At 34.0% G+C, this 12,337-nt stretch carries 11 protein-coding genes; 10 read left to right on the top strand and 1 reads right to left on the bottom strand.

Translation table 11 applies throughout. From position 1 onward, the window contains the following. On the top strand, positions 1-199 hold a 199-nt coding region (locus tag VIL26_04520; protein HEY8390199.1), incomplete at its 5' end, for a hypothetical protein. Here VIL26_04520 and ftsW read toward each other — a convergent pair. Continuing rightward, positions 192-1,376 carry a putative lipid II flippase FtsW gene (gene ftsW / locus VIL26_04515; GenBank protein HEY8390198.1) on the bottom strand — a complete coding sequence of 395 codons (1,185 nt, stop codon included), beginning with the start codon at positions 1,374-1,376 and terminating at the stop codon, positions 192-194. The two genes, VIL26_04520 and ftsW, sit on opposite strands and share 8 nt — an antisense overlap. A gap of 232 nt (positions 1,377-1,608) precedes the next feature. On the opposite strand from ftsW, the gene VIL26_04510 reads away from it, so the two are divergent. The 9 genes from VIL26_04510 to VIL26_04470 form a co-directional block, all read left to right on the top strand. Further along, positions 1,609-3,057, top strand: coding sequence for an RnfABCDGE type electron transport complex subunit C (locus VIL26_04510; protein HEY8390197.1), 1,449 nt, complete (start codon positions 1,609-1,611; stop codon positions 3,055-3,057). A gap of 3 nt (positions 3,058-3,060) precedes the next feature. Further along, positions 3,061-4,104 (top strand): RnfABCDGE type electron transport complex subunit D, encoded by a 1,044-nt coding sequence (locus VIL26_04505; protein HEY8390196.1) that lies wholly within the window; start codon positions 3,061-3,063, stop codon positions 4,102-4,104. Then, positions 4,101-5,408 (top strand): FMN-binding protein, encoded by a 1,308-nt coding sequence (locus VIL26_04500; protein HEY8390195.1) that lies wholly within the window; start codon positions 4,101-4,103, stop codon positions 5,406-5,408. The genes VIL26_04505 and VIL26_04500 overlap by 4 nt, the downstream gene beginning before the upstream one ends. Positions 5,409-5,410: 2 nt before the next feature. Further along, on the top strand, positions 5,411-6,064 hold the full coding sequence (gene rsxE, locus VIL26_04495) for an electron transport complex subunit RsxE (GenBank protein ID HEY8390194.1): 654 nt from the start codon (positions 5,411-5,413) through the stop codon (positions 6,062-6,064). Continuing rightward, a complete protein-coding gene (locus VIL26_04490; GenBank protein HEY8390193.1) occupies positions 6,064-6,651 on the top strand; it encodes an Rnf-Nqr domain containing protein in 588 nt (195 codons plus the stop codon). Before rsxE ends, VIL26_04490 begins: the two co-directional genes overlap by 1 nt. A 95-nt stretch (positions 6,652-6,746) precedes the next feature. Further along, positions 6,747-7,031, top strand: coding sequence for a (Fe-S)-binding protein (locus VIL26_04485; GenBank protein ID HEY8390192.1), 285 nt, complete (start codon positions 6,747-6,749; stop codon positions 7,029-7,031). 232 nt (positions 7,032-7,263) lie between these two features. Then, complete coding sequence (locus VIL26_04480) at positions 7,264-8,778, top strand: Ppx/GppA phosphatase family protein (GenBank protein ID HEY8390191.1); 1,515 nt, start codon at positions 7,264-7,266, stop codon at positions 8,776-8,778. 191 nt (positions 8,779-8,969) lie between these two features. Beyond that, on the top strand, positions 8,970-11,342 hold the full coding sequence (locus tag VIL26_04475; GenBank protein ID HEY8390190.1) for a glycoside hydrolase N-terminal domain-containing protein: 2,373 nt from the start codon (positions 8,970-8,972) through the stop codon (positions 11,340-11,342). Positions 11,343-11,972: 630 nt separating this feature from the next. Further along, the coding region (locus VIL26_04470; GenBank protein ID HEY8390189.1) for an acyltransferase domain-containing protein at positions 11,973-12,337 on the top strand (365 nt) is incomplete at its 3' end.

Here is a 12,337-nt window from a genome sequence, read left to right as displayed (position 1 = left end):
AAATAATAAAACAGTAGAAGCAGATAATTTTACAGACGCTTTCTATAAGAGTGTAGAACTAGCTAGGTCGCTTTCGCCTTGCAATGTTTTGCTTTCTCCTGCTTGTTCTAGTTTTGATGAATTTGTCAATTTTGAGGCGCGTGGTCAAAAGTTTATAGATTTGGTGCACGATTTAATTTCAAAAAGCCTGACTAAATAACATTAATATCTTTATTGCTGTTGCGCGCAATGTTTTGCACTATTCCTATTCCGCCCAAAAACACTACAAGCGAAGAACTGCCCGCACTTACAAAAGGCAGGGGAAGACCTGTCGGAGGGATGCTTCCAGTTACTACTGCTATATTTACAGCAACCTGAATAGCGATAATAGCACCTACGCCCGAAGCTATATAACAGCCCAGTCTGTCAGGGGCATTGATTGCTACGCGGATACAGCGGTAAATTATTATACAAAACACCGCTATTGTTAAAAAAGACCCAAAAAGTCCTAATTCTTCGCCGATTATGCTGAATATAAAATCTGATTCTGAGAAAGGCAGAAAAAGATACTTTTGCCTAGAATTAAAAAGTCCAACGCCAAATAATCCGCCGCTGCCAAGAGAATAATAAGATTGGATAAGTTGAAAGCCTTCTTCCAAGGGTGATGCCCATGGATTTAAAAACGCAGACAAGCGGTTCATCCGGTATGGTTCTATAATTATAAGTATTGGAACAAGCGCTATAACAGGAATTGACAAAATAATAAAATGCTTGATTCTTGTTCCACCCAAAAACAGCATAACAAGCATTAGCAATATGACGCAAACTGTTATGGACATGTTTGGTTCCAAAATGATTAACAAGGCTATTATTCCGCCTGCGCATAGTACAGGAAGTATTCCAAGAAAAGTTTTCATCTTTTGCTGATTAAAGGACATATATCCTGCAGAAAAAATTATGAGAGCGAATTTTGCAAGTTCGCTTGGCTGTATGGTAAATCCAGGCAGATCTATCCAGCGATTAGCGCCGTAATTAGATAAACCCACACCGGGTATAAATACTATAATTAATAGTATTATTGAAACAATTAGAATAGGTAATTTTAGTCTGTCAAGAACACGATAATTGCAGTATGTAAGTCCTGCCATTGCGCCAAAACCCAGAATCGCTCCTAAAATCTGCTTTTTCATATAATAAAAGCTGTCATCGTATCTAACTAAGGCAGTGTAGCTGCTGGCCGAATACACCATCAAAATGCCGAAAATTGTAATAATAATAGTAAAGATTGTCAGCACCTTGTCGGTTTTGCCTTGTGCTTTTTGTTTTAATAATTCCTTTATAGATGGTTTATTAAGTAGTTTATTGTCTTCTATTTTAAAAAGTTGATTGAGCTTCATAAAATTAATATATTCTTATGGATGATAATTGAGAATAAAAAGAAAGTTTTTATTAGCTTTTGGACTTATCCAAAAGTCTATAAACAAAGAATTTTACATAAAGTTTTTAAGAGATTAGCATAATATTATTTAAGAATTTAAATTAAATTTAAAAGGTTTTTATAGACATAGCGTATTTTCGTGTGCTATAATCTGTTTGGTTTAATTCAAAATTTTTTAGGATGGTTATAAAATGCCAACAAAATTTTTCGGCGGAGTTCATCCGCATACCAATAAGATTACGCAGCGGGACTATATTTCCGAACTTACCCCACCTGCTAAAGTTTTTGTTCCTGTTGTTCAGCATATAGGAAAACCTGCAATAGTAAAAGTTAATGTCGGTGACTATGTAAAAGTAGGCACACTATTGGCAAGTGCTGACGGAGTGATAAGCGCTAATATCTTTTCACCTGTTAGCGGCAAGGTTATGGCAATTGAAAACAGACCTATGGGTGATCGTGAGGTTACTCATATCGTAATAGACAATGATTTTTCTGATAATGCTGAATTTTTGCCTAAGCTTACCAATCCTACAAAAGAACAAATTTTGGCAAGAACTGCCGAAGCAGGCATTGTAGGTATGGGTGGTGCTGGTTTCCCTACAGCAGCTAAACTTACACCTCCTTCAGGTGTTACAATTGATACCTTGGTTATTAACGGTGCAGAATGCGAACCTTATATCACTTCTGACCATCGCATAATGCTGGAGTATCCCGAACAAATTCTTAAGGGCATAAGATATATTGCAACTGCTTTGGACGTTCACAATATCTTGATAGGTGTTGAAGAAAACAAACAAGATGCAATAGATACCCTTAACAAAGTTATTGCAGCCAATAATATTACAGACATTAAGGTAGTAGGTCTAAAGACTAGATATCCTCAAGGTGCAGAAAAACAACTTATATATGCTTTGACTAAGAGAGTTGTTCCTGCATGTGAATTGCCTTCCAAGGTAGGCGTTGTGGTTAACAACGTTCATACTGCTTTGTCCGTATATTATGCAGTTTATGAAGGACAGCCTTTGTATAGACGTGTAGTAACCGTATCAGGCGGTGCAGTTAAGAATAAAGGAAATTACTGGATTCGCACAGGTACTACATACAAAGATGTTTTGGCAGAATGTAAGACAATTGATTCTAGAGAAAATGTCAAAGTTATCCAAGATAAAATCAAAGAAAAACAATCTCAACTAGAAAAACTAGATAAATCTCAAAAATCCGAAATAAAAGCTGTTCGTGCTGAACTCAAGTCTTTGGAAAAAGAGTTAAGCACAGTAAAATCATCCCAGTACATTATGATTGTAAACGGCGGACCTATGATGGGTGCGTGCACTCAGAATGATGAGAATGTTATTACAAAAACTTCTTCAGCTTTATTATTCTTAACTGAAAAAGAGGTTAATACTGTTTCACCCAGTCAGTGCATTAACTGCGGCAAGTGCGCAAGAGTATGTCCTATGAGATTGATGCCCATGTTTATTGATGCGGCTGCCATCGCTGGAGATTGGGCAGAAGCTAAAAAATACGGTGCTGTGGATTGTATTCTTTGCGGCAGTTGCAGTTATATATGTCCTGCCAAAAGAGATTTGGTTTCTTCAATGAAGAAATCTAAAAAAATGATTGCTACTAGGGGTATATAAACTATGGAAAAATTATTTGTAAGAACTTCCCCTTATATTTCATCAAGATTTGCCACCAGAAAAATAATGCTGGATGTAATAATTGCACTTATACCTTGTATTATTGCAGGTGTTATATTCTTTGGATGGGGAACATTAATATTAATAGGCGTTTGTTGTTTGACCGCCTTTGTATCAGAATTTTTATTTACATTAATAAAAAATAATAAATGGAATTGGGAAGCTGTAAAAAATTCATCAGCTACCGATTTATCATGTTTTGTTACAGGTATTTTATTAGCGCTTAACCTTCCTGCCTCTTTGGTATGGAAAAGTGGTCAGCCTGGTGTAATATCTCTTGCTAATATCTGGATGCCTATGGTTGGAACTGTCTTTGCTATCGTGTTTGTAAAGATGGCTTTTGGCGGAATAGGCAAGAATTTTGCCAATCCTGCTCTTGCAGCACGTATTTTTATGGTTGTTTCTTTTGGCGCTTTTATGGGTACTGTTGGAACAAACAATATCATAGGTCTTGATGCTGTTAGCTCAGCTACTTGGCTATCCACTAGAAATGCTAGTGCTGTTTCTTCGCAATGGTTTAACATGTTGATCGGAAATAAGGGTGCGGCAGCTTTTGGTGAAACAAGCGTTATAGCTATATTAATTGGATATATCTATCTAAGCGTTAGAAAGGTTATTGACCCTAGAGTTCCTCTTATCATAATTGGCGGAGTTGCTGTTTTTGCATTTTTGTTTGATGCATTGCCCAATGGCAGCAGCTTCTCTGAAATGATGCTTTTGGTTGCAGGGCATGTTCTGACAGGCGGGCTTATGCTAGGTGCTGTTTTCATGGCAACAGACTATTCCTCAAGCCCCAATACCTTTAGAGGAAATGTGATCTTTGCATTAGGAATCGCACTTTTAGTGGTAATAATAAGAGTCTTTGGCAAAACAGATGAAGGTGTATCTTATGCAATACTAATTATGAATATATTAGTTCCTTTAATTGATAAGTATATATATCCTCGTGCTTTTGGCAGAAAAAGAGCAACAAGAGGTGCAAAATGAAAAAGATATTAAAATCAGTAGCGGTTTTAACCGTAATCTCAATTATTTGTGGAGCAATATTAACCGTTGCCAATTATTTTTGGAAAGTAGAAGAGCCTCTAGGCATTTCTGCTGCACTTTTGAAGGAACTTAGAACAGTAATAAATGATAATTCTGCTGAATTTGTAGAACTAGATGTGAACAGTCTTGGATTAAATGAAGATATTCTAAATGTTTACAAAGCTACAGCAGGAGAAAATACTGATATTGTAATCATTCAAACTAAAGGAACTGCAGGTTCTTTTGGTGATGTTGTAATGCTTACAGCAATCAATACTTCAGATGATACTGTTATTGCTGCCCAAAAATATAAAGACGAAACCACCAGACCTATTGATATCAATTATGATAAGGCAAAAGGTTTGAAAAATGATGCATTGCAAAATACTAACTTTGATGTTGTTTCAGGTGCTACATATACCAGTAACGCATTGTCATATGCATTAAAACTTTCTATGTCTGAATATGCTGCTCATAAAGAAGCAATCTTAAATGCACCTGAAAAATCTTATGATTTGATGACTATATCAGTTAAAACAAAACAGGATGCACAAGGTATCGAAATTGGACAAACGGTTGAAATATTGATTGAAGTTACTTCCAATAATACTAAAAAAGTTGATCCTAATAAAGTTAATTTTGAATTTACTCTAACACGTGATGGAAAAGTTGCAACTGCACCTAAAAACATTAAAAAGGTGTCATCAAAAGATAATGTAACTGTTTATTCCGTAAATATTGTAAATGTCTCAGCGGCAACATATAAACTCCATGTTAAGGCAACTTACAAAAAAGTTTCAGCAACTGATTCTGTTGAGTTTACGCCTATTTCGTTGTCAGAGCAGATAATTAAGCGCATGTTTGAAGGAACTACTGAAGTTTCTTTAGTTAAAAAAGATGAAGTTTCAAGCGTAAAAATATATAAAAATAATTTAAATAATTATGTATTTGCTTATGAAAATGATAAATATGATTATGGTGAATCTACCATTTATATAGCATTTGATGAACAAGGCAATATATCAGCAATAGATGGTAAGGTTACCAATACAATTGGATTTAAATTGACAGAGTACTTAGAAACAATAAAAGGAAAGCATGCAACCTTCTTTATTGGATATGAAAATCCTGATGAAATTGATCTTGATGTTGTAAGCGGTGCAACTTATACTTCAAATGCAATAAAAGCAACGGTTGCTAAGATTTGTACTTTCTATAACAGCATAGAAGATATAAACGATTATCTGTCAAATTTGGGAGAATAAAAATGAAATCTAAAGATATATTTTTAGACGGTCTATTAAGGAACAATGCCATTTTTGTAATGGTTTTAGGTATGTGCCCTGTTTTGGGTATGACCAATACTTTGGCTAATGCTTTTTGGCTGGGTATTGCAACTTGTATCGTTTTAATAATAAGTAACTTGGTTATCTCATTGGTAGGTAAAATAATTCCTGACAAGGTTAGAATACCTTGTTATATAATCATCATTGCAACTTTGGTTACCGTTGTTGATTTGGCATTAAAAAAGTACATACCCAATATTTACAGCGAAATCGGAAGATTTGTTGAGCTTATTGTTGTTAACTGCATTATCTTAGCAAGAGCAGAAGCATTTGCCGCAAGCAACAAACCTCTTCCTTCAATGCTTGATGGTTTGAGCATAGGCTTAGGATATTTTATCGGTCTGTGCTTCTTGGGTATTATAAGAGAAGTCTTGAGTGCAGGTCAAATATGGGGAGTAGAATTGTTCCCTCACTTCTCGGGAATTGCAATATTTAGCCAACCTATGGGTGCATTTTTAATATTGGCTATACTTATGGCAATCTTTAACTTTATAAAAGCAAAGATAGATAGAAAAAATAAAATCAAACAGGCATTACTTAAGAAAAATATTCAAGCGGCTGGAGGTAAAGCATAATGTCTACTCTTTCAATGATTATTTCAACATTTATAACAGCCGTATTTACTGAGAACATTGTTTTTCATTATACATATGGCATGTGTCCTTTCTTAGGTGTAAGCAAAAAAACTAATACTGCATTAGGTATGGGTTTGACCGTAACCTTGGTTATAACAATATCATCAATTTTTTCTTATTTAATTTATAACTATCTCTTGGTGCCCTTTGAACTTGAATATTTGAAGATATTGTTATTTATTTTGATAATAGCAGCATTTGTTCAATTAATTGAAATACTTTTAAAAAGATTTATACCAGTTCTTTATAAAGCCTTAGGCATATATTTGCCGCTCGTTACTACTAACTGTGCAGTTTTAGGTACTGCAAATTTGGTATTAGATATGAGCTTTGTAAAAATGGTAATTTACTCATTTGGCATTGGATTAGGCTTTTTAATGGCATTGCTTTTGATGTCTGGTATAAGAGAACGTTTGGAAAAGGCCGATGTTCCTAAGCCTTTCAAGGGCTTTCCGATTGCACTTATTATTGCATGCATTATGGCTCTTGCCTTTTCAGGTCTTGGAGGATTAGACTTCTTTAAGTAAAAATTATTGATACCCAAAAGCTAATTAAAAGCTTTTGGGTATTTAAACTAAAAACGATTATTAGAATAAGAGGATTATATATTATGGATTTCTTTATGACTTTTATATTACCGGTACTTATTGTATTGGCAATAGCAGCAGTACTTGGTTTTATTCTGGCATTTGTCGGTGAAAAATTTGAAGTAAAAAAAGACGAAAGATTAGCAGCTGTTGAAGCAAATCTCGCAGGGGTTAATTGCGGAGCTTGCGGTTTTACAGGATGTGCAGCTTTTGCTGAAGCATTGGTAAAAGGTGAAGTTAAACTTGATAAATGCAGACCTACTTCTGCAGTAAAAAAAGAAAAAATACTTGAAATTTTAGGCGAGAAAAAGGACGCGTAAATTTTAAATTCTTTTTAAGAGATATAATTTTTATCTAAATCTAGCCCTTTACTTGGTTTTGATTCTTTTATTTCAGTAACAGATCCAACTATTACTCTTGTTTTTTGAATTATTTAAACAATATTTAATTTTAATTTTTTTGTAAAATGGGTCTTTTCAAGGGTAAAAGGCTGTGTTATAATACTAAAAGTAAAAGAATTAATTTAGGCTACATAAATAAGAGGATTCAAAATTGGAAAAAATAGCGGTAATCGATTTAGGTTCTAATTCTGTTAGGATGATATTGGCAAATATCCTTGAAGGCGGTTATTTTGTTGTATTTGATGATATCAAAGAAACAGTCAGATTAGGACAAGATATGGAAAAAGACGGTTTTTTGAAATCGTCAAAAATAGCTCAGGCAATAAAAACCCTGAAAATGTTCAGAAAACTTTGCGATGCATATCAAGTAGATAAAATAATTGCGGTAGCAACAAATGCAGTAAGACGCGCAAAAAATCAAAAGAGTTTTTTGGACGAAGTCTATGCAATGTGCGGTTTCAAGATTAATGTTTTGTCACAGGAAGAAGAAGCAAAATATATATATCAGGGTGTAATCAATTCATTAGATATTCCCAAAGGTCTTATTATTGATATATCTGGAAGTTCAACACAGCTTATTCATTATAATAGACGTAACATTCTCAATACAGCCAATATTCCTTTTGGTTCAATAACTTTAACTTCTCTTTTCAATGATGAATCAATGCCTCCAGAAAAGCAGGCAGAGAAGATAGAAGTATTTATAACAGAACAACTTGCTCGTGTTGAATGGCTAAAGCAGTTAGATCCCGATGTTCAGCTAATAGGAGTAGGTGGAGCTTTTAGAAACCTTGGCAAGATTAGCCGAATGTTAAAGCGCTATTCTTTGGAAATTGCACATAATTATGTAATACCTAAAGAACATTTTATAGACATATATGACATGATCAAGGTGCTGGACTATGAAAAGCGCATGAAGATAAAAGGAATGTCCAGCGGAAGAGCAGATATATTTATAAGCGCGTTGTCATGCATAAAAGGACTTTTGAATGTAACTAATTTCACTCAAATGACTATAAGTGCAAGCGGTTTAAGAGAAGGTATTTTGTATAATTATGCCGTTCCCACAACTGCAGAAAAGCCTATTTCAGATATTTTAGGACACAGCATAAATACAATTATTAAATATTTTGATGAAAACGCTGCCCATGCAGAGCAAGTATATAACCTGTCTATGCAGCTTTTCAAGCAATTGAGAGTTTTGCATAAACTCCCTAGACAATATGTCAAGGTATTGCGAATAGCCTCACTTTTGCATGATTGCGGTCAGAGAATAAAATATTATGATCATCATAGACATTCTTTCTATATAATTTTGAATTCTCATCTATACGGACTTACCCAAAGAGAATTATTATTATCAGCATTTGTGGCAAGCGCACATCGAAAAGATGGACTTAATATCGGAGAATGGAATAAATATAAAGACATTCTCAAGGAAGAAGATTTGCCTGCTGTAAGAAAATTGGGTGTAATTTTAAGAATAGCAGAAAGCCTTGATCGATCTATGAGCGGAGCTGTCAAGACATTGTCATGCGATGTTTTGGGTGATTCTGTAATTATGAAAACAGAAGTTGAAGGGGATTGCTCTTTGGAAATAAAAGAAGCGCTTGCTTCAGCACCAGAATTTTATAAAGCATTCCATAAGAATTTGGAAATATTATAAATTATATTTAATTTGTTTTTTAAAGCGGATTTTTATCCGCTTTTTTTATTATTTATTGAAAAAAATTGTCTAAATTTTTTAAAAAATATACTCAAATTTGTATATAAAAAGAGTTTTACTCTTTACGAGATTGTTTTGTGATGTTATAATTTTATCAAGATTATTGCATAAAAATGGCTTTTGGAGGGCATATGGCAAGCAACAAAAGACCCAAGACTATTTTAAAATTCAAAAAAGCATCAGAATGGTGGGGCGCTTTGTGGCGCGGGGGCTTGCCCGTAGGAAATGGTAAAATCGGTGCATCAGTCTTTGGAGGGGCCGGCAAGGAAACCATACTTATCAATCATGGCGATCTTTGGTGGCAAGGCTATACAGGTGTTTTGCAGGATGTAGCTGATAAGCTGAAAGATTTGAGAAGAGCTACTGACGAAGGCGATTATACGCGCGCAGCTGAGATTCTTCCTAATGCACTTATTAACAAAGGTTATAGACCTATACCTGCTGTTCCGCTTCCTTTGTGTGATCTAAAAGTTAGTATGCCTTTGGAAAAACCTGTTAAAGAATACAGCCGAATACTTAATCTAGAAACTGGTGAAGCGATAGTATCTTTTAGAGATGGTAGTACAAAATACGACCGTTCGTTGTTTGTGTCAATGACCTCGAATATTATAGCTTATGAATTTACCAAAACAGGACCTAAAGGTATAGAAGCTGTTTTTTCTTTTGATATTCATGATCGTTCCAACATCAGAACACCTCAGGCTATTTCCAAACTTCCCGAAGGACTGATGACCAAGTACGAAAATTTCTTTATGTATATATCAGCTCGAAGCGATAATGGAACTGAATTTGGTGCTGTTGCAAGGATAACGCATTATGGCGGAAGCATGGAAGTAAAAAATAACAGCATAAGGATAAAAGGTGCTGAAAGAATTTTCGTTTTAGTAAAACCGTTCATTGAAAGCCAGCGTGAAAAGGAATGGAAGGCGCTAAAGGCTGAACTTTCTGCAATAAAATTAACTTATGAAAGAATGTTCAAAGACCATTGTTCAGCTTTTTCAAAGTTATTTTCTTCCGCAGAGTTTGACTTAGAAGCCGAGGACAGAGATGAATATATTGAAGACCTGATCGAAGCTGCGCAAGCAGGAGAAATAAAGGAAGCTTTAATAGAAAAATTATGGGCTTTTGGCAGATATTTATTTATAAGTTCTACTTCGCCCGATTCTCGTATAATGGCGCCATATGGATTATGGTGCGGAGATTATAAGGCTGTTAATTCATATATTAACGCATATAGACTTCCCTTTGTGTATTATCAAGCATTTACTGGCGGATTAAGCTCATATTTGATGCCTATTTTTGATTACTATGAGCAGATGATTGATGATCTCAAGAAAAATGCCAGCAGATTGTATGGATGCAGAGGAATATTTATTCCTGAGGTCGTGGCACCTCAATCAGGCTTATTGGGAATTATTGATCCAAAGATTATCCATAATGTCAGCATCGGCGGCATGATCGCTAATCTTTATTATGAATATTATCTTTATACCGGTGATATAAAATTCCTAAAAGATCGCGCTTTGCCTTTTATGAAAGAAGTGACGCTCTTTTATGAAGAGTTCTTAAAAATAAAAGCAGATGGTAAATATGATTGCAATCCGTCTTATGCTCCTGACGGACTTCCTGGCAATATATCTTCTGAAAATGACATCGGAATTGCACGCAATTCTACAATGGATTTTGCAGTATTAAAAGGATTATTAATAAATATCATTGAGGGTAGCCAAAAAGCCAATACAAATAAAGACGAAATTCCTAAATGGGAAGATATGCTTACACGAATTCCTGCTTATGTTATCAATAACGAAGGATTGGTTAAGGAATATATCGAAACACGAATATTGGATAATCATGATTCGCGTTCGTTTGGGCTCTTTTATCCTATTTTCCCGGGAAACGAAAAACTAGACAGCGAAAGATTCAATGCATTTTATAACACCGCTCAAAAGCGTCTGCATAGCGGAATTAATAAACATAATTCCATTTCTTATTCCGTATTAGCCAATGTGTTTGCCAAAATGGGTAATGCTTCGGATGTTATGGAATGTTTAGAATTAATTTTGAGAACCTCAATGATGTCTAATTTTATATGCGCAAGCAATGACTGGCGTGGTATGGGAATAGGCGATGATGATTTCTGGGCAACATATTGTCCAGAATCCAATATTTTGTTGACTTCAGCTATTTCAGAATGTATGGTTACATCCACAGAAGACAGTATAGTTTTATTGCCTGCATTAAGTGAAAACTTCAAAAAAGGCTCGATAGAAGGTTTTCAGACAAGATGTGGAGCTGAAGTTGGCATAGAATGGGATAGGAAAAAAGGTATAATCAATGCCAAGATAAAATCAAGAAGGGCAATAACTTTTGATTTAATTCTGCCAAAAGAAACCAAAAGACTAAAAGGACTAGATAGCCAAAATTACGATCCTGAAACGCATATAGTAAAAGACATTACTTTACCAGCCAATAAGATGCTTAATATTGAAATAAGAATATAAAATTATAAAAAAGCAGGTCATGCCTGCTTTTTTTTAGCTTTTATTTTTTTGATGCAGTCTTTTTTCAAAAATAAATAAGACAATTATTGCTCCAATTGCGATCATATTTATAACAATTATTAAAATATATTTGGATATAATTTTATTTGAAAATCCGACTGCAATATTTGTTATTGAACTGATTATTATAATCAAAATAGCAGACACATATTTTATGTTTGATAAAACATTAAGATTGTCAAACCTTATTAACTCAAACAACTCTAATAAGCTTATCAAAATATAAATTATAGCAGGTAACCAAAACAATATGGATATTGTCTTTTTAATCCAAATATCTTGAATTAAGGCTAAAACAAAAAACAATATCGGCAAAGAAAATAATATAATTATTTGTTTTGCTTTCAAACTTAAAACTCCTATAAATTATTAGTAAGATTATTTTATGTTAGTATATTGCAGATTGTCTGATACATACTGTATTAAAAATCTTTATGTTTAGTAAAATAAACCAATAAGTTTCTCAAAGTCTTAATATTTATTTAATTATTTTTAAAATTAACCCTATTGACACCAAGTGAAAGCAAATTTATAATGTATCGTATTCAAATTAATTTTTAGGGGCGAAAGATGAATTTAGATTATTTTGCGCAAAGAATTGGATTAAGCAAGGATGCTTGTGATGTAATCCAAAAGTATAATATTACTGATGAAGAAGCTCGTTTAGCTCTCAAACAAATAGAATTAGATACCGAAGGTTTTTTAAAATCCAAACAATCTTCTGAGATTGGCGCTTATTATGAATATATGCTCGCTTTGTATGTCAAAATAGCGCTTTTGCGTCATCAAGATTATGTAGATAATAATTGGGCAGATGATGTTTATTTTGACACTTTTAAAGATTTTGCCATTTGGAATGATGTTTGTGTAAAGGAAACTGGAATTTGCGGGTTAAAAGAACTAAATTGGCTTGCTGAACCTATTCAACTTAAAAT

It is taken from the genome of Clostridia bacterium (assembly GCA_036562685.1).
Classification (GTDB): domain Bacteria; phylum Bacillota; class Clostridia; order Christensenellales; family DUVY01; genus DUVY01.
Note: the sequence above shows the minus strand (reverse complement) of the source record. Positions and strands in the feature narration are given on the sequence as shown.

What these genes read in the sequence shown, in the direction of transcription:
- ftsW (HEY8390198.1), bottom strand. Translation starts at nt 1,376, where the DNA reads ATGAAGCTCAATCAACTTTTTAAAATAGAAGACAATAAACTACTTAAT.
- VIL26_04510 (HEY8390197.1), top strand. Translation starts at nt 1,609, where the DNA reads ATGCCAACAAAATTTTTCGGCGGAGTTCATCCGCATACCAATAAGATT.
- VIL26_04505 (HEY8390196.1), top strand. Translation starts at nt 3,061, where the DNA reads ATGGAAAAATTATTTGTAAGAACTTCCCCTTATATTTCATCAAGATTT.
- VIL26_04500 (HEY8390195.1), top strand. Translation starts at nt 4,101, where the DNA reads ATGAAAAAGATATTAAAATCAGTAGCGGTTTTAACCGTAATCTCAATT.
- rsxE (HEY8390194.1), top strand. Translation starts at nt 5,411, where the DNA reads ATGAAATCTAAAGATATATTTTTAGACGGTCTATTAAGGAACAATGCC.
- VIL26_04490 (HEY8390193.1), top strand. Translation starts at nt 6,064, where the DNA reads ATGTCTACTCTTTCAATGATTATTTCAACATTTATAACAGCCGTATTT.
- VIL26_04485 (HEY8390192.1), top strand. Translation starts at nt 6,747, where the DNA reads ATGACTTTTATATTACCGGTACTTATTGTATTGGCAATAGCAGCAGTA.
- VIL26_04475 (HEY8390190.1), top strand. Translation starts at nt 8,970, where the DNA reads ATGGCAAGCAACAAAAGACCCAAGACTATTTTAAAATTCAAAAAAGCA.